This is a genomic window from Aequorivita echinoideorum, from assembly GCF_018476645.1.
GTDB classification, from domain to species: domain Bacteria; phylum Bacteroidota; class Bacteroidia; order Flavobacteriales; family Flavobacteriaceae; genus Aequorivita; species Aequorivita echinoideorum.
The window spans coordinates 404,031-422,902 of record NZ_JAHCTB010000004.1 but is presented as its reverse complement, the minus strand read 5'-3'; the positions used below and the strand labels follow the sequence as shown (position 1 = coordinate 422,902).

Here is an 18,872-nt window from a genome sequence, read left to right as displayed (position 1 = left end):
GTAAATTGCTTTAATTTCTATTTTGGAATCATTACGGCAAATGGAATAATCATTTCTTCCAAAGATACACCTCCATGTTGATAGGTATTCCGGTAATAACTTACGTAATGGTTATAATTATTGGGATAGGCAAAGAAATAATCTCCTTTTGCGAATATGAATGAGCTACTCATATTTATAGTAGGCAGATGGATGGACTTGGGATCCTTAACGGCTAACACCTCTTTTTCTTCATAGGTTAAACTCTTCCCGGTTTTGTACCTTAAATTGAGGCTGGTATTTTTATCTCCAATAACTTTGGAAGGATTCTTAACATTTATGGTGCCGTGATCTGTGGTGATAATTAATTTAAATCCTAATCGGGCTGCTTGTTGAATTATTTCCAACAGGGGAGAGTTCTTAAACCAACTTTGGGTAAGGGATCTATAGGATTTATCATTGGAGGCCAATTCCTTGATCACTTCCATTTCCGTCTTGGAATGTGAAAGCATATCAACAAAATTATAGACAACTACCGTTAGGTCTTCATTTTTATGGCTTTTGAAGTTTTCAACTAACTTTTTACCCTGCTTTAAACTAGAAATTTTATGATAGCTCCAGTTAAGATCCAAGCCCAGTCTCTTCAATTGGGCTGCCAAAAAATCTTCTTCGTGCATATTTTTTCCACCTTCATCTGTATCATTCAACCAAAAGTTAGGATGCAACTTTTCCATTTCACTCGGCATTAATCCGGAGAAAATGGAATTTCGTGCGTATTGGGTCGCGGTGGGAAGAATGCTGCTGTACATTTCTTCCGATATTTTCTTATAGCTATTCGCAACAATAGGTTCAAAAGCTTTCCATTGGTCAAAACGTAAATTGTCTATAACCACCAATAGCGTGGATTGTCCTTCGGAAATTTCCGGCACCACTTTGTTTTTGAAAAGTGTGTGGGACATCGTAGGGGCATCATCTTGCTTAAACCAGTCAGGATAGTTTTTATTTATAAATTTGAAAAACTGGTTATTGGCTTCAATCTTCTGTGATTCCAAAATTTCAAACATCCCGGAATCCTCTATATCCTCAAGTTCCAATTCCCAATAGACCAATTTTTGATACAGCTCTTTCCAGCCATCAAGACTATTGATCATAGAAAGATCCATGGCAATTTTTCTGAATTCCTGCTGGTAGTTTGATGTTGTCTTTTCAGAAATTAGCCGCGAGTGGTCCAAATTCTTTTTTAAGCTCAAAAGAATTTGATTGGGATTTACGGGCTTTATGAGATAATCAGCAATCTTAGATCCAATTGCCTCTTCCATAATGTATTCCTCTTCGCTTTTGGTTATCATAACCACAGGAAGGGAAGCTTGTTGCTCCTTTATTTCGGCCAAAGTTTCCAGACCCGTAAGGCCGGGCATATTTTCATCAAGAAAAACGATATCAAAAGTTTCCTTTTTTATTTCCTCTAAAGCTTCAGAGCCACTCTGCGCGGTGGTTACTTTATAATTTTTATTTTCAAGAAATAATATGTGTGGCTTCAGTAAATCTATCTCATCATCTACCCAAAGTACTTTTATATCGCTCATATATGTATATTTGTTCGTGAAAAAATGCTGCTTCTTGCAATTTTTTTTTCAAAATTAAACCCGATTTATTTCAAAAAAATTTTGCGGCTAATAAATAAAAGTTAAAGTTTGAAAAACCCTTCCAAGCTCAAGATTATAAACGATCCTATCTACGGTTTTATTACCATTCCCGGGAAGTTGCTGTTTCAATTGATCAATGATCCATATTTTCAAAGACTGCGAAGAATTTCGCAGATGGGGCTTTCCTATTTGGTTTTTCCCGGTGCCCACCATACACGTTTCCATCACGCACTTGGTGCTATGTCTTTGATGCAGAACGCCGTGCAGACACTATGCAACAAGGGCATTAAAATTTCTGAAGAAGAAAAAGAGGCCTTGTACGTTGCCATTCTGCTCCACGATATTGGCCACGGTCCGTTTTCCCACGCTATGGAAAACAGCATTGTGGAGGGCGTTAACCACGAGCATATTTCAATCTATTTTATGGAAGCGCTCAACCGTAAATTTGAAGGAAAATTGACGTTGGCAATTTCCATTTTTAAAGATGAATATGATCGAAAATTTCTCCATCAATTGGTTTCCGGGCAATTGGACATGGACCGGTTGGATTATTTGCGCCGCGACAGTTTTTATACAGGCGTTCCCGAAGGCAATATAAACTCGCAGCGGCTTACCGCTATGCTTAATGTGAAAAACGACAATCTGGTTGTGGATTACAAGGGAATTTATTCAGTTGAAAAATTTTTGATTGCCCGACGGTTAATGTATTGGCAGGTTTACCTCCACAAAACTGGTGTTGTTGCAGAGCAGCTTTTATTGAGGCTGCTAAAACGCGCAAAGCAAATTACTCAACAGGGCATTAATTTGCCTGCAAGCTCTGCTTTATCTTTTTTTCTGAAGAATAAAATTGATGCCAGAAATTTTTCAGAGGAAGTTTTGGATACCTTCGCTAAATTGGACGATACTGATATTATTGCCGCAATGAAAGTATGGTCCGAAAACGATGATTTTGTTTTGAGAAATCTATCGTTAATGATTTTAAACCGCAATCTGCTTAAAATTAAGGTGCGATCAACCCATTTTTCCGAAGAAAAAATTTTAGCGAAAAAAGAAAATTTTATGAAGAAGTATACCCTTTCATTAGAGGAAGCATCCTTTTTTGTATTTACGGGCGCAATGGAAAATCAGGCGTACAGAACAGATAGGGACAATATAAATATGCTCACAAAATCTGGAAAAATTGTTGATGTAGCCGCGGCAAGCGACCAGTTAAATTTAGAAGCGCTAAGCAAAACCGTGATTAAATATTATCTCTGTTTTCCAAAAAACAAATACTAAATCCTTTTTTTCTATTTTTGCAGGAATGAAAACCGAGCAACAAGTTCATATTGTTCATTCAATTAAGAATACAATGCTGCTTTGTCCGAATTAAAATAACCACCACTAATGAAGTTTACAGCAGCCCAAATAGCAGGAATTTTGAACGGAACCGTTGATGGAGATGAAGGCGTTGAGGTTTCAAAACTTGCAAAAATTGAAGAAGGCAGCGAAGGTAGCTTAACATTTTTGGCAAATCCAAAATATACACATTACATATATTCCACACAGGCTTCCATAACCATTGTAAGCAAAGACTTCAACGCTGAAAACAAATTGAGTACTACGCTTATTCGCGTAGAGAATGCATACAAGGCTTTTTCACAATTATTGGAATATTACAATCAAGTGAAAATGAACAAGACCGGGATTGAAAGCCCGGTTTTTATTTCGGAAAGCGCTACGTATGGTGATAAAATCTACATAGGTGCATTTGCATATATTGGTGAAAATGTTACAATCGGCCAAAATGTAAAAATTTATCCGAATGTATATATAGGAGACAATGTGGTTATCGGGAATGATGTTACTCTTTTTACGGGTGCAAAAATATACTCAGAAACCATTATCGGCAATAACTGCGTCATCCACAGCAGCGTTGTCGTGGGCGCTGATGGATTTGGTTTCACCCCAAATGAAAAAGGGGAGTACAGTAAAGTTCCGCAGACTGGTAATGTAATTATTGAGGATTTTGTTGACATTGGTGCAGGCACCACTATAGATCGCGCCACGTTAGGCTCTACGATCATTAAAAAAGGGGTAAAGCTTGACAATCAAATTCAGATAGCACACAATGTTTCCATTGGGGAAAACACTGTGATTGCAGCCCAGACGGGCATTGCCGGTTCTTCAAAAATTGGAAAAAATTGTATGATCGGCGGCCAAGTAGGCATTGCCGGACACATTGTAATTGGCGACAACGTAAAAATTCAAGCACAGAGTGGAATAGGCCGAAGTATAAAGGATAATGAAAGCGTCCAGGGTACTCCGGCTCTAAATTATTCCGATTTCAATAAAAGTTATGTACATTTTAAAAACCTTCCCAAAATAATGGAGAGGTTTAATATTTTTGAAAAAAAACTTGAAAATGAATGAATGCATGGTAAAACAGCGCACTATAGCTAAGGAAATATCCCTTACGGGAGTTGGGCTCCATACAGGTAAGGAGGTTACCATTACCTTTAAACCAGCACCTGAAAATCACGGTTATAGTTTTATCCGTACTGATTTGGAAGGAAATCCCACCATTGAGGCAGATGCCAACTATGTGGTAAACACCCAAAGAGGAACAAACCTCGAAAAACGAGGTGTAAAGATCCAAACGTCGGAACACGTTCTGGCGGCGTTGGTAGGGCTTGAGGTTGACAATTGCATCATGGAATTAAATGCTTCCGAACCTCCCATTATGGATGGTTCCTCAAAATTCTTTGTTGAAGCTGTTGAAATGGCTGGAATTGTCGAGCAGCATGCGCCAAGGGAAGAATATGTGGTGAAGGAGGTTATTTCATATTTGGATGAAGAATCCGGCAGCGAAATTATTTTGATGCCTGCTGATGAATATCAGATAACAACAATGGTGGATTTTGGAACCAAGGTTTTGGGAACCCAAAATGCGTCACTTCAGCATATATCAGATTTCAAAAAGGAAATAGCAGACGCACGTACGTTCAGTTTTCTTCATGAAATTGAAATGCTTCTTGAAAACGGCCTTATTAAAGGTGGAGATTTAAACAATGCAATTGTTTATGTTGACAAGGAACTTTCCTCGGGCACAATGGATAAATTGCGAAAAGCCTTCGGGAAGGATACTATTTCAGTAAAACCGAACGGGATTTTAGATAATTTGACATTGCACCATCCCAACGAAGCCGCGCGTCATAAATTGCTTGATGTTGTTGGGGATTTGGCTTTGGTAGGAATGCGCATTCGCGGAAAAGTGATTGCCAATAAGCCGGGGCATTTTGTAAATACACAGTTTGCCAAAAAACTTTCAAAAATTATAAAACAGGAAAGCCGAAATAAAATACCTAAGTTTGATATCAACCAGCCACCAATCAAAGATGTAAATCAAATTATGGCCATGCTGCCACACCGGCCTCCATTTTTATTGGTTGACAAGATTATGGAGCTTTCAGACAGCCACGTAGTTGGTTTGAAAAACGTAACCATGAATGAACCATTTTTTGTTGGTCATTTTCCCGGCGCACCAGTAATGCCTGGCGTTTTAATTGTGGAGGCGATGGCACAAACTGGCGGTATTTTGGCATTGAGTACTGTGCCGGACCCTGAAAATTATCTAACATTTTTTATGAAAATAAATAATGTGAAATTTAAGCAACAAGTAAATCCGGGCGATACATTAATCTTTAAATTGGAACTGATGTCGCCCATCCGCCGTGGAATTGTACATATGAGCGGGAATGCCTATGCTAACGATAAACTTGTAACAGAAGCAGAATTGATGGCACAAATGGTCAAAACAAAAAATCTATAGATGAATCAACCACTTGCATACGTCCATCCGGGCGCCAAAATAGCCAAAAATGTTGTGATTGAACCTTTTACAACTATTCATAATAATGTTGTAATCGGTGAGGGAACCTGGATTGGTAGCAACGTAACCATAATGGAAGGGGCAAGAATCGGTAAAAATTGCAATATTTTTCCGGGTGCCGTAATTTCTGCCATTCCACAGGACTTAAAATTTAAGGATGAGGATACAACGGCTGAAATTGGTGATGGTACAACTATTCGTGAATATGTTACCATAAACCGTGGAACGGTAGATCGAGGTAAAACTGTGATCGGCAAAAACTGTTGGATTATGGCGTATTGCCACATTGCGCACGATTGTATTGTGGGAGATAACTGCATATTTTCAAACAACAGTACACTGGCCGGACACATTACCGTGGGAGACCACGTGGTATTGGCTGGAATGACGGCGGTTCACCAATTTTGCATGATTGGCAACCATGCTTTTGTAACGGGTGGGTCCCTTGTTCGGAAGGATGTGCCCCCTTATGTGAAGGCCGCTCGCGAACCTTTAAGTTATGTAGGCATCAACTCCATTGGCCTTCGGCGCCGTGGTTTTACTTCAGATAAGATTACTGAGATCCAAAATATTTTCCGCATTTTATATCAGAAAAATTATAATACCTCCCAAGCTTCGGAAATTATTGAGGCCGAAATGGAAGCAACCCCGGAACGCGATGAAATTCTTCAATTCATTAAAAATTCGAAGCGTGGAATTATGAAGGGATATTTCAATTCAAATTAAATTTCAAAAAAATATTTCAAATAAATTTAAGTCAAAACACATTATATAATGGCTACATCATCAGATATTAGAAAGGGATTGTGCATACGCTACAATAACGATATTTATAAAATAATTGAATTTTTACACGTAAAACCTGGGAAAGGTCCTGCGTTTGTTCGTACCAAATTAAAAAGCGTTACAACCGGGAAGGTAATAGACAATACCTTTTCGGCAGGTCACAAAATTGATGATGTGCGCGTGGAGACCAATAAATTTCAATACCTATACAACGAAGGTGAAATTTATCATTTTATGAATACGGATGATTACACCCAAATCCGGCTGATGAAGAATTTGCTCGATACGCCAGAGTTGATGAAGGAAGGTGAGGTTGTAACTGTATTGATTAATACCGAAGATAATTCGCCGCTTTCTGTTGAAATGCCCGCCCACGTGGTTCTTCAAGTGGTTAGCACTGAACCTGGAGTTAAGGGAAATACTGCAACCAACGCTACAAAGCCTGCAATTTTGGAAACGGGGGCAGAGGTAAATGTGCCGCTTTTCATAAATGAAGGTGATAAGATTCGAATTGATACTGAAAAAGGCCAGTACCAAGAAAGAATGAAAGACTAAATTTGAAAATATAATATAAAATTTTCCGCACGTGAAATTTCCAACTCCCCAAACACTTGAAACCATTGCATACTTAATCGGCTCAGATTATGTGGGCGATGCTAATTTTCCAGTTTTTGGTATGAATGAAATTCACGTGGTGCAACCGGGAGACATTGTTTTTGTGGATCATCCCAAATATTATGATAAGGCGTTACAGTCCCCGGCAACCATTATTCTCATAAACAGAAAAGTGGATTGCCCGGCAGGGAAGGCATTGTTAATTTCGGAAGATCCATTTCGGGATTTTAATAAATTGACACTTTATTTTAAACCTTTTCAAAGTTCAAAATCTGCCATTTCACAAACTGCAGAAATTGGCGAGGGCACCGTTATTCAACCCAATGTGTTTATTGGTAATAATGTGAAACTGGGTCGTAATTGCCTAATTCATTCCAATGTAAGCATTTATGACAACACAATTATAGGAAATAACGTTACCATCCACGCCGGTACTATACTTGGAAGCGATGCTTTTTATTATAAAAACAGGCCTGAAAAATTTGATAAATTATTGAGTGGTGGAAACGTAGTTATTGAAGATGATGTGGATCTTGGGGCTTTATGTACTATAGATAAGGGAGTTACGGCATCTACTACTATAGGGGAAGGATCAAAACTAGACAATCAAGTGCACGTGGGGCACGATACCATAATAGGGAAACGCTGCTTAATTGCATCACAAGTTGGTATTGCAGGTTGCGTTCTCATTGAGGATTTTGTCACTATTTGGGGGCAAGTGGGGATTACCAGTGGAATTACTATTGGAGAAAAAGCCGTTATTTCGGCCCAAAGTGGTGTAAGCAAGTCTTTACCCGGAAATAAAGCCTATTTTGGCACGCCTGCAGATGAATTCAGAAAAAAGTATAAGGAATTGGCTTCTATAAAATTAATTCCGGATATTATTGAAAAATTGGATAAATTACCATGAGTAGTAAAGCAAAAGATATAGTAAAGGATTTTTACAAATCTGATATTCTAAAAGACCATACAGTTTTAGAGCGATTTTTTCATCCAGAACTTGTTTTGATCTGGAACAGCGCGAATGGGCTTTCCATCATGAACTACGACGATATCGTGAAGTTTTTTGATGAGGTGCGCCGTTCCTATAATGATTTGCGTATTGAGGTAAGCCATTTATTGGCAGATGGCGACCACGTTACTATTCGATATAAATATTATATCCGAACTATGGAAAATCCAGATGAGGAATTGGGAATAGCGCATTTTATTGCAATTTGGGAAGTTAAGGATGGCAAAATTTACCGCGGCCATCAAGTGAGCCAGCCAGTAACAGCCAATGATGATACTACCGAAAGTTATCATAGGGTTAAAGTTTAAATTCCTTTAGTACCTTTTGTAAAAAAGGTATCTTTGCAGCAATAAAATTTGATCAAAATAGAGCGATTTAATTAAGAAAAAAATAAACAAACAAAAGATAATATTCAAAAATGAGCGTTTTAGTAAATAAAGATTCAAAAATAATTGTTCAGGGTTTTACGGGAAGTGAAGGTTCATTCCACGCTGGGCAAATGATAGAATACGGTACCAATGTAGTTGGCGGTGTTACTCCTGGCAAAGGCGGCCAAAAGCATTTGGACAAACCGGTCTTTAACACTGTGGAGGAGGCAGTTAAGGAAACAGGTGCAGATACCACGATTATTTTTGTTCCACCGGCATTTGCCGCAGACGCCATAATGGAAGCTGCCAACGCGGGCATTAAAGTAATTATTACAATTACCGAGGGAATTCCGGTTGCAGATATGATAAAGGCCGCAGATTACATAAAAGATAAAGATTGCCGCTTGATAGGTCCCAACTGTCCGGGCGTCATTACTCCGGGCGAAGCAAAAGTGGGAATTATGCCCGGTTTTGTATTTAAAAAAGGGAAAGTAGGGATTGTTTCAAAATCTGGAACGCTTACCTATGAAGCTGCGGATCAAGTTGTTAAACAAGGCTTGGGGATTACCACAGCCATTGGTATTGGTGGGGATCCAATTATTGGTACCACAACCAAAGAAGCTTTGGAAATGCTTATAAATGATTCTGATAGTGAAGCAGTTGTAATGATCGGTGAAATTGGAGGTCAGCTGGAAATAGATGCCGCAAAATGGTATAAAGAAAGCGGAATTAAAAAGCCTGTAATTGGTTTTATCGCCGGAGAGACCGCTCCTGCAGGTAGAACAATGGGCCACGCAGGTGCCATCATTGGCGGAAGTGAGGATACTGCTCAGGCCAAGAAAAAAGTGATGCGTGAATGTGGAATTCACGTGGTAGAATCACCAGCTGAAATTGGAAAAAAGGTAGCCGAAGTTTTGGGTAAAAAATAAATTATTCAGAATCAAAAGGGAAATCGTTTTTGGTTTCAAATATTACAAAACCCTGTTAATTCCCAGGGTTTTTTTTATGGTGAACACGCAACGTTTTGTTATATTTGAATCCCCACCGTTTCGCGGTTTTAAATCCATAAATCTTCGTTGAAACATAGTTGGGCCACTTGTTCATAAAAAAATATTATATGAAATTATTAGAAGGAAAAACAGCAATAATCACTGGCGGAAGCCGTGGAATTGGAAAAGGAATTGTTGAAGTATTTGCCAAACACGGCGCAAATGTAGCTTTTACATATAGCTCTTCAGCCGAGGCAGCAAATGCATTGGCAGATGAAATTTCAAAAAGTGGGGTAAAAGCTAAAGCATACAAAAGTGATGCTGCATCCTTTGAAGAATCCCAGACGTTGGCGGAAGAAGTTTTGAAAGATTTTGGCAGCATTGATATTCTTATCAATAATGCTGGAATAACCAAGGACAATCTACTTATGCGAATTTCTGAGGAAGATTTCGATAAGGTTATTGAGGTAAATTTGAAATCTGTCTTTAATATGACGAAAGCGGTCCAGCGCGCTATGCTGAAACAGCGCAAAGGTTCAATAATCAATATGAGCTCTGTCGTAGGGGTAAAGGGTAATGCCGGACAAACCAACTATGCGGCCTCCAAGGCAGGTATCATCGGCTTCACAAAATCGATTGCGCTGGAACTTGGTTCGCGCGATATTCGTTGCAACGCCATTGCACCCGGCTTTATTGAAACCGAGATGACCGGAAAGTTGGACGAAGCAACTGTTCAAGGTTGGAGAAATGCAATTCCATTAAAACGTGGCGGCTCTCCAGAGGATATTGCGAATGCCTGTGTCTTTCTTGCCAGCGATCTTTCAGCGTATGTCACTGGGCAGGTACTTAATGTTGATGGCGGAATGCTTACCTAATTTCAATTTACGATTTTCAGCGGCAGTCTGCAATGAATGTATTTGCTGAAAATTCCCAAACCTTAATTTTGAAACTAATTTAGTGTCCACAGAAACCATTATATATATAATTTTTGCAGGGCTTGTTTCGTTGGCGCTTGCTGGTTTTATGTATGGCTTTAGAAGCAAACAAAAAGGAACGCTGCGCTGGGTTTTTTTCGCACTTCGTTTCGTTGTACTTTTTGCTATTTTATTGCTTATTATCAATCCCAAGTTTAAAAGTGAAACTTACACTATTGAAAAGCCAAAGCTCCCTATAATTGTTGATAACTCTTATTCAATCAATGAATTATCACAATCCGAAAATGCTTTGGAATTCATCAATAGTCTGAAAGAAAATGAGGATTTGATTGAGAAATTTGATGTTTCATTTTATAGCTTCGGAAGTGATTTTGGCAATGAAGATTCACTATCTTTTGATGAAAAAAATACGAATATAAGCCGAGCCCTCTCCGAAGCCAATGAACTTTTCAGAAATCAAAATGCACCCACAATTTTAATCACCGATGGCAACCAAACGCTTGGTAGCGATTATGAATTTTCCTCGGCAACGTATGGAAATAAAATCTATCCAGTCATTCTTGGCGACTCTCTAAAATATACCGATCTCAAGATAGAACAGCTTAATACCAATCGGTATGCTTTTCTGAAAAATCAATTTCCGGTTGAGGTAATTCTCACGTATAGTGGTTTAGAGGCCATCAACTCTGAATTTATTGTAACCCAAGGTGCCGCAACGGTTTACAGAACAAGTGTCAATTTTTCAGAAAATGAAACTTCAAAAACAATCAATTTTACGCTGAATGCGAGTAGTGTAGGCCTTCAGAAATATACGGCACAAATAGTACCGCTTGCTAATGAGAAAAATAAAACCAACAACAATAAGCAATTTGCGGTTGAAGTGATAGACCAGGCAACCAATGTGCTTGTTGTGAGCAAACTTGTGCATCCAGATTTGGGTGCGCTCAAAAAAGCGATTACAAGCAACGAGCAGCGCACGTTCACGGTAAAAAATCCTTCGGAAGCTACTTCTGTACTCAATGATTATCAACTAATAATGCTTTACCAGCCTGACCGTAGCTTTGCTTCAGTATATTCGGAAATTTCTAAATTGAACAAAAATACATTGGTTTTTTCTGGCTTGCAGACCGATTGGAATTTTTTAAATAAGATCCAAAAATCTTATCTCAAAGAGGCGTCAAGCCAAAACGATGATGTTCAGGCTGTATTAAATACAAATTACGGAACTTTCGCCATTGAAGATATCGGTTTTTCCAATTATCCGCCATTGCATACAGAGTTTGGTGCGCTTTCAATTAGTGTAACGCATGAGGTAATGCTGAAACAGACGGTCAACGGAATTGAGACCGGAAACCCGCTGCTTGCTACTTTGGAAGCTAATGGAAGGCGTGATGCTATATGGGATGGTGAAGGATTTTGGCGTTGGCGAGCCCATAATTTTATGGAACAGGAAAGCTTTCAAAATTTTGATGATTTTATAGGAAATCTTGTGCAATATTTAGCTTCAAATAAGCGTAGGGGTAGGCTTGAGGTTTCCGCCGAAACGTTTTATTACAATAATACACCCATCAAAATTTCAGCTCAATATTTTGACAAAAATTATGTTTTTGATAATCGCGCATCTTTGGAAATTTCTGTAAAAAATATAGAAACAAATGTACAGACGGTCTTCCCGATGCTATTGAAAAATAACTACTTTGAAGTGGATTTGAATTCACTGCCTGCAGGTGAATACAGTTATACGGTGAATGTTCGAGGTGAGGAAATTGCGAGCAGCGGAAACTTTTCCATTTTAGATTTTAATGTTGAGCAACAATTTTTGAATGCAAACGTGGAAAAACTACAGCGCGTTGCGGCAAAAACCAACGGAAATGCGTATTTTATAAATGAGGCAAATAAACTCGTGGATACGCTTTTGGCAGACGAGTCCTTTAAAAATGTTGAAAAAGCAGAGCAGAAGGTGGTCCCGTTAATAGACTGGAAATACTTGCTCGCACTCATCGTTCTGGCACTTTCCGCGGAATGGTTTATACGAAAGTATAACGGCCTCATTTAATTTAAATTTTCAAGTATGGATAAATTACCAAAAATCACGATTCCCGTGGCCATTGGCCTTATATTTTAATAGTTGTTATCGCGATGTCGTCCGTCACTATAAAAGCGGGGCACGCCGGCGTGTTATACGAAACTTTTGGGAATGGAGTAGTAACGGATGAACCCCCACTTGGCGAAGGGTTTCACGTAATTGCGCCCTGGAATGAAGTCTTTATTTACGAAGTGCGCCAGCAAGAGTTAAGCGAAAAAATGCAGGTGCTTTCCAGCAATGGACTTGAGATAAAACTGGATGCATCCGCGTGGTTTCAGCCCATTTATGGTACTGTGGCAAAACTTCACCAAGAAAAGGGGGAAGATTATCTTCAGCGTGTCATTCAACCAGCAATACGGAGTGCCGCCAGAAGCGTTGTGGGCCGCTACACACCAGAGCAGTTATACTCAACAAAGCGGGATGCCATTCAAGAAGAGATTTATGCAGAAACCAAGAAGATTTTGGACAAACAGTATGTTCAATTAAATGAAATTTTGGTGCGTGATGTTACCCTTCCGCCAACCATAAAAGATGCAATTGAGAGAAAACTTCGACAAGAACAGGAATCCTTAGAATATGAATTCAGGCTTGAAAAAGCTGAAAAAGAGGCGGAACGCCAACGAATAGAGGCGGAAGGTAAAGCTAAGGCAAACACCATATTAAGCGCATCTTTAACAGATAAAATCCTAAAAGAAAAGGGAATTCAGGCAACTTTGGAGCTTTCAAAATCAACTAATGCCAAAACGGTAATTGTTGGTTCTGGTGAAAATGGATTGCCATTGATTTTAGGGGATAACTAATTACGGTTTTCTTTATAAATCAGTTTTTTTGAATGATTTTATAATCAGAAATCCGCAAAGTAGTGTTACGGCACATAATCCAGTTGCCAGTAAATTATTTCCATAAATAAAATTTCCGATAGAAAATAGTGCACAATAAACGCCAAACACCCCAGCAAAAAATCCGAGAATCTTCATTCCAAATCCTTTAAACTTTGATTGGTTTCCAAAAATCAAATTGTTGAAGGTTTCCAAAGTTTGCTTATTTGATGGTTTTGTGAGCAGTGTAACCATCACCCAACCAATTGTTGTGACTACCACGCCCAAAACCAATTGCCAATAACCTTCCATTTCGACAAGCGGGTTTTCCATTTTTCCATTGATGAAGAAAAATGCGGCAATCAAGAAGGAAATTACCATCGCCGCAATTTCGCTGTATGGGTTTATTCTGCTCCAAAACCAGCGAAGGATAAACAATAGACCTGTTCCGGCACCAATGGAAAGTAGCAGATCAAACCCTTCCCGTGCCTCTTCCAAAATGAGCGCGAGCAGCGCTGCCAAGACCATCATCAATACGGTTGAAATCCTTCCAACGGCTACCTGTTCTTTTCCGTTTGCTTCTTTTCTGATAAAACGTACGTAAAAATCATTTACCACATACGAGCTTCCCCAATTTAAATGCGTGGAAATGGTGCTCATAAATGCGGCAATAAGTGAGGTAATTACAATTCCTAAAAGTCCGGCGGGTAGAAAAGTAAGCATTGCAGGGTACGACAAATCATTTTTTACAAATGATGGATTTAAGTCTGGAAAGGCCGCCTGTAGACTTTCTATATTTGGAAATATAATGATAGAAGCCAAACCAATTATTATCCATGGCCACGGACGCAGTGCATAATGTGCGAAATTGAAAAATAGCGTGGCCCACGTGGCGTGTTTTTCGTCCTTTGCCGCAAGCATTCGCTGGGCGATGTAGCCACCACCTCCAGGTTCGGCCCCGGGATACCAAACACTCCACCATTGTACCGCAAGAGGGACAATAAGCAGAGGAACTAAAAGTTCAGGTTTTGAAAAATCTGGGAGCATCGCAGTTTTTGCGGCTACTGCGGGAGTTGACAATAAATTTTTAATCCCTCCAATTTCAGGCATATTCACAATATAAATGGTAGCCCAAATGCTTCCTACCATTGCGATTATAAATTGGACAAAATCGGTAAGCAGAACGCCTTTCAATCCCCCAAAAGCTGAATAAATAACAACTACCGGTGAAGCAATCAGCAAAACTTCAATGGATGATAATCCAAACATTACGTGCCCAATCTTGATGGCGGCCAAGCAAACATTTGCCATTATCACGATGTTGAAGAATATGCCTAAATAAATGGCGCGAAATCCACGAAGAAATGCGGCGCTTTTTCCGCTGTAGCGCAGTTCATAAAATTCCAGATCTGTAGTAATTCCGCTTTTTCTCCATAATTTGGCATAGAAAAAAACAGTAAGCATCCCCGTAAGCAGAAAGCTCCACCATATCCAATTTCCAAAAACACCATCCTCGCGAATAACCCCAGCTACAAAGTTGGGTGTATCCGCCGCAAACGTGGTCGCCACCATACTCACGCCTAGCAGCCACCACGGCATATTTCTGTCAGAAAGGAAAAAGGATTTTGAATCTTTGCCAGATTTTTTTGCTACGAGTAATCCTATCAAAATAAAAATGGCGAAAAAAAGGATGATGATGCCCCAGTCGAGCGGTGCTAATTGCATAATTTGATACGTTGATGGGCTAAAGTTAAATGTTTCGCTCTTTAAAGCTTTCATTTAAATTAAGATTTTATTAAAAAGTATGTCGATGGCATTTAGTTATCTTTAGAAGCAATGAGCAATTAACAATTAACAATTAGCAATTAGCAATTAACAATTAGCATTGCGCATACTATTCATAATAAACCTATAAACATACATCTATGGCTACAGCCGCCCGAATCAAGAAAAAGGCAACCAAAATTGCCCCTTCAAAAGCAAAAAACCTCACGCCCGGCACGGTTGCCTATACGGGTAAGAAGACCACGACCGTTACAACGCTGGATATTATTGATTACAGTAAGGAAAATTTTTCGCGTTTTCAGACCAACGTTGTGGAAGATGCCTTTAAGTATGAAGATGCCGATAACATAACTTGGATAAATGTAAACGGACTAAGCAACGTACAGGATATTGTAACGTTGGGAAATCATTTTGAGCTGCACCCACTTATCCAGGAAGATATTGTTACTACCAACCAACGCCCCAAGATTGACGAATATGAGGAATATCTGTTCATTGTTTTCAAAATGCTTCATTATGACGAGAATGAAAAATTGATCAACGAACACGTGAGCATGGTGGTGGGCAAGGATTATGTGGTAACATTTCAAGAGGCGGAGGGCGATGTTTTTGACGACCTGCGCGAGCGGCTGGGGCACGGAAAGGGCAGGGTGCGAGGGGCAAAATCAGATTATTTGATGTTTGCAATCCTCGATGCGGTGGTGGATAATTACTTCAGTGTCATGGAATTTATGAGCAACAAGGTGGAAGTGCTGGAGGACAAACTTTTTGATGATAAGGAGAATGAGGACTTCACGCAGGAAATTCAATATCTCAAAAAAGAAATCCTCAAAATTCGCCGTGCCGTGCTTCCGCTGCGGGAAGTAATCAACAGACTGGAAAAAATAGAGACCCCGCTCATTGAGGAGCGTACTTCAAAATATATAAATGACCTTTACGACCACATAATCCAGGTAAACGAAAGCGTGGAAATATACCGGGATATGATCTGGGGCCTGATGGATATGTATATGACCACCATAAGCAACAAAATGAACGAAGTAATGAAGGTGCTTACCATTATGGCGTCCATTTTTATACCGCTAACGTTTATGGCGGGAATCTACGGAATGAATTTTGATTACATCCCGGAGTTGCACCTCAAGTACGGCTACTTTTACCTTTGGGGCGCCATGATTTTGGTTTTCTTCGGCTTGCTTTGGTACTTCAAAAGAAAAAAATGGCTATAGCAATGCACAATTCTGAAATTAAAATTCTTCCCGAAACTTTTGAATTTCTTAAAAACTTAAAGGAGAATAATGATCGTGAGTGGATGCAATTACATAAAAAAGAATATCTTAAAAACGAAAATTCCCTTAAAAAGTTTTATACCGAAATTGAAAAAGGACTGAATGTATTTGATGAAATTTCTACAGTAAAAATCTTCAGGATTAATCGGGATATTCGTTTCAGTAAAAATAAAATGCCTTACAATTTCCACCGAAGCGTAAGCTTTAGCAGAGCTGGATTGCAACGCCGCGGTGGTTATTACCTAAGATTGGAACCTGGTAATAGCTATATGGCCGGTGGTTTTTTTGACCCCAATCCTACCGACCTTCTGCGCATTAGAAAGGAATTTGAAATGGATACATCAGAAATTCGAAAAATTTTAAATAATAGGGAATTTAAGAATGCATTTGGGGATTTTAATAAGGAATATACCGTAAAAACAGCTCCCAAAGGCTTCAGAAAGGATGATGAAAATATAGATTTGATAAGACTAAAAAGCTTTTTTGTAAGTCATAACTATACTGATGATGAAATTTTTTCTTCGGAATTCAAAAGTATGCTGCTACACCACTATAAGTTACTTCAGCCATTTTTTGATTATATGAGTGATGTGTTAACAACGGACTTAAATGGCGTCTCGCTTTTGGAATAAAACTGTTGCTTCATAAATAAATGTAAAAAGCCTTCATTGCTGAAGGCTTTTCCATGTATTTGAACGGTTGGTTAGTAAGGGTTCAAATAGATCTGTATTAGTTTAACCTGAAGGTTACCCTGCGCACCAATTGTCTCGCTGGGGCTGACCCTTTTTCTACGGTAGTGTCTTCACCGCCGCCGCGTGTGGTCAATCTGCCTTCAGCAACACCAGAGGCAACCAATATTTCCTTTACTTTATTGGCTCTTCTTTCTGATAGTTCTTGATTGTATTCAGGGTTTCCAAGCTCATCTGCATAGCCTATCAATTCAGCATTTGCGGAAGGATTGTCCTTCATATATTTAATCAAATAATTGATAGCTTCCAGTGAATAGGTCTCTGGCTTATCACTGTTGAATTGGAAATAAACGTTAACGTACCCTTTGTTCAACAATTCAGAAACATCAACTCCACCGTTTTGTCCATTTTTTTTGAATTCTTCTTTGGTAACAAATCTTTGATCCAGTGAAGATTCAATTTCGTCAGGAATTCCATTTTTATTTTTATCAACGGCAACACCTTTGCTGTCTACCGTTACACCAGACATGGTATTCGGCTCGCGATCTAGGTAATCTGGCACTCCGTCCATATCAGAATCTAAAAGGTCATTCTCAAGTTTGGTCACTCGTTCCTCAAGCGCCGCAACTCTGTCTTTCATTACATCTTCCCTTGGTGCCCAGTCTGCATGCTTTTCATTACCGCCCAAGTAGATATTAAGACCTACGGAAAAATCTACCTTAAACCCTTTAAAACCACGGCCGTCAGTAAATTGTGTACCATCCCAGGTGTAATCTTGGTTTACATTGCCTATTAAAGAAATATCTGTAAAAATGGCAACTCTTTCACCCAATTTTACTTGTGGGGTAAGTCCACCAACCACGTGAAAAATAGGATCGTTGTCATCAAGTTCAATAGGTTCTTTTGGGCTTAACAATGAATATCCAGCACCCCCGTGGAATAAAAGTCCCACACTGTTGGTCCAGTCGCTGAATCGAAGTACATTTCCTAAGTTAACAACCCCTTGAAGAGAACCTCTGTAATAATTTGATTTAAAGGGAAGGCTGTTGTCGTCATTTTCAATGGTGCTGTAACCAGCATCAACCTTAAGACCAAAACGATCATTAAGCATGTAACGCACACCAAGGCTGAATTGCCCAAAACTGGGTGTGTGCGTAAAATAACCAGGGGCAAACTGCCTGCTCGGTTTGTGAAAACCACCGCCTAATTCAATAGACCATTTGTTGTAATCAAAGTTTTCAACTTCTTCTTGCGCCGTTGCGAAAGTAGCCGTTAACAAGGCTAAAGCGAGTACTGTTTTTTTCATGTTTTTGGTTTAATTAAGCGGCGAAAATACCTACAATAAGAAACATAATGAAGGATTAATTGATAATTTAAAAATTATTTAACAGGCTAGCGTGTTAAATAATTACGGTATTTTTGGAATAAGTAACTCTTAATGAGCAACTAAGAGCGCGGTTTTTTCAAAATAAAGCATGTTATCCTTTAGGCGCTCCCGCACAAGGTCCATCATCCGCTTGTTGAGTGCGGAGGAATTCTGGACGTACAGACCATATTCTTCAATGGTAAATTGCCCAATAACCATCCCTTTAAGAGAATTTCTGAATTTCATATCCTTATGGATGGCGTTTTCAATGTAGTCCAGCTTCTTTTCAATGGAAAGATCGTAAAACACGTTTTTATGTTTGGCGATATAGTTGTTAAAAGCAGCCAGCAAAAGGTCATTTTGAAGTTTTATAACGGGCCGTAATGTTTTATTTTGAAAATATTCATCCGCAGACATCGAAGGGTTAATTTTAGCGGAAGGAATTTCGGGGCGCAAACCCAACAGTACACTATCACGTGATTCCATAATGGTTTTTTTTAAAAGTACTTATTACAAATTGTGTTTTGAAAGTTTTGGCAATTAGTTATAAACCTTGTTTTCAACAAAACCGATGATTGTTTCTATCTTTGAAATTATAGGAAACAACAAACCTGCCAAGATGTGTCCAATAAAATTCC

Annotated in this window: 16 protein-coding genes and 1 pseudogene; 13 read left to right on the top strand and 4 right to left on the bottom strand. The window is 39.1% G+C overall.

The features are described from left to right. Positions 1-17: 17 nt before the first annotated feature. A complete protein-coding gene (gene porX / locus KIV10_RS11230) occupies positions 18-1,565 on the bottom strand; it encodes a T9SS response regulator signal transducer PorX (RefSeq protein WP_214113681.1) in 1,548 nt (515 codons plus the stop codon). 108 nt (positions 1,566-1,673) lie between these two features. Here porX and KIV10_RS11225 point away from each other — a divergent pair, with 108 nt between their 5' ends. The 11 genes and pseudogenes from KIV10_RS11225 to KIV10_RS11175 all read left to right on the top strand — a co-directional run bounded on the left by KIV10_RS11225 (position 1,674) and on the right by KIV10_RS11175 (position 13,087). Next, on the top strand, positions 1,674-2,903 hold the full coding sequence (locus KIV10_RS11225; RefSeq protein WP_214113679.1) for an HD domain-containing protein: 1,230 nt from the start codon (positions 1,674-1,676) through the stop codon (positions 2,901-2,903). Between the two features lie 108 nt (positions 2,904-3,011). Beyond that, entirely contained in the window at positions 3,012-4,037 is a 1,026-nt protein-coding gene (gene lpxD, locus KIV10_RS11220) for a UDP-3-O-(3-hydroxymyristoyl)glucosamine N-acyltransferase (RefSeq protein ID WP_214113678.1), read from the top strand. Continuing rightward, positions 4,030-5,436: a bifunctional UDP-3-O-[3-hydroxymyristoyl] N-acetylglucosamine deacetylase/3-hydroxyacyl-ACP dehydratase gene (locus tag KIV10_RS11215; protein ID WP_214113676.1), complete on the top strand. Its 1,407-nt coding sequence runs from the start codon at positions 4,030-4,032 to the stop codon at positions 5,434-5,436. The genes lpxD and KIV10_RS11215 overlap by 8 nt, the downstream gene beginning before the upstream one ends. After that, positions 5,437-6,222, top strand: coding sequence for an acyl-ACP--UDP-N-acetylglucosamine O-acyltransferase (gene lpxA / locus KIV10_RS11210; protein WP_214113674.1), 786 nt, complete (start codon positions 5,437-5,439; stop codon positions 6,220-6,222). 48 nt (positions 6,223-6,270) lie between these two features. Then, positions 6,271-6,837, top strand: coding sequence for an elongation factor P (efp, locus tag KIV10_RS11205; RefSeq protein ID WP_214113672.1), 567 nt, complete (start codon positions 6,271-6,273; stop codon positions 6,835-6,837). Between the two features lie 31 nt (positions 6,838-6,868). Continuing rightward, on the top strand, positions 6,869-7,807 hold the full coding sequence (locus KIV10_RS11200; RefSeq protein WP_214113671.1) for a UDP-3-O-(3-hydroxymyristoyl)glucosamine N-acyltransferase: 939 nt from the start codon (positions 6,869-6,871) through the stop codon (positions 7,805-7,807). Then, positions 7,804-8,217 carry a nuclear transport factor 2 family protein gene (locus tag KIV10_RS11195; RefSeq protein ID WP_214113669.1) on the top strand — a complete coding sequence of 138 codons (414 nt, stop codon included), beginning with the start codon at positions 7,804-7,806 and terminating at the stop codon, positions 8,215-8,217. Before KIV10_RS11200 ends, KIV10_RS11195 begins: the two co-directional genes overlap by 4 nt. Before the next feature lie 110 nt (positions 8,218-8,327). Continuing rightward, positions 8,328-9,206 carry a succinate--CoA ligase subunit alpha gene (sucD, locus tag KIV10_RS11190; RefSeq protein WP_214113667.1) on the top strand — a complete coding sequence of 293 codons (879 nt, stop codon included), beginning with the start codon at positions 8,328-8,330 and terminating at the stop codon, positions 9,204-9,206. Between the two features lie 188 nt (positions 9,207-9,394). Continuing rightward, entirely contained in the window at positions 9,395-10,141 is a 747-nt protein-coding gene (fabG, locus tag KIV10_RS11185; RefSeq protein WP_214113665.1) for a 3-oxoacyl-[acyl-carrier-protein] reductase, read from the top strand. A gap of 82 nt (positions 10,142-10,223) precedes the next feature. Then, complete coding sequence (locus KIV10_RS11180; protein WP_214113663.1) at positions 10,224-12,257, top strand: VWA domain-containing protein; 2,034 nt, start codon at positions 10,224-10,226, stop codon at positions 12,255-12,257. 15 nt (positions 12,258-12,272) lie between these two features. Further along, positions 12,273-13,087, top strand: a pseudogene (locus KIV10_RS11175) (prohibitin family protein). A 12-nt stretch (positions 13,088-13,099) separates the two neighbouring features. Here the strand turns inward: KIV10_RS11175 and KIV10_RS11170 are convergent. After that, positions 13,100-14,830, bottom strand: a complete 1,731-nt coding sequence (locus KIV10_RS11170) for a sodium:solute symporter family protein (protein WP_214113830.1) — start codon at positions 14,828-14,830, stop codon at positions 13,100-13,102. Positions 14,831-15,030: 200 nt separating this feature from the next. Between KIV10_RS11170 and corA the strand changes: the two genes are divergently transcribed. Together corA and KIV10_RS11160 are read left to right on the top strand one after the other, a co-directional pair. Continuing rightward, the gene (corA, locus tag KIV10_RS11165; RefSeq protein ID WP_214113661.1) at positions 15,031-16,119 is read left to right on the top strand and encodes a magnesium/cobalt transporter CorA; all 1,089 of its coding nucleotides are present in this window, start codon (positions 15,031-15,033) and stop codon (positions 16,117-16,119) included. Then, positions 16,110-16,811 (top strand): DUF2461 domain-containing protein, encoded by a 702-nt coding sequence (locus KIV10_RS11160; protein ID WP_246516275.1) that lies wholly within the window; start codon positions 16,110-16,112, stop codon positions 16,809-16,811. The genes corA and KIV10_RS11160 overlap by 10 nt, the downstream gene beginning before the upstream one ends. Positions 16,812-16,908: 97 nt before the next feature. Here the strand turns inward: KIV10_RS11160 and KIV10_RS11155 are convergent, their stop codons facing one another. Together KIV10_RS11155 and KIV10_RS11150 are read right to left on the bottom strand one after the other, a co-directional pair. After that, entirely contained in the window at positions 16,909-18,174 is a 1,266-nt protein-coding gene (locus tag KIV10_RS11155) for an OmpA family protein (protein ID WP_214113659.1), read from the bottom strand. 129 nt (positions 18,175-18,303) lie between these two features. Beyond that, positions 18,304-18,720 carry a glyoxalase gene (locus KIV10_RS11150; RefSeq protein ID WP_214113657.1) on the bottom strand — a complete coding sequence of 139 codons (417 nt, stop codon included), beginning with the start codon at positions 18,718-18,720 and terminating at the stop codon, positions 18,304-18,306. Positions 18,721-18,872 lie beyond the last annotated feature (152 nt).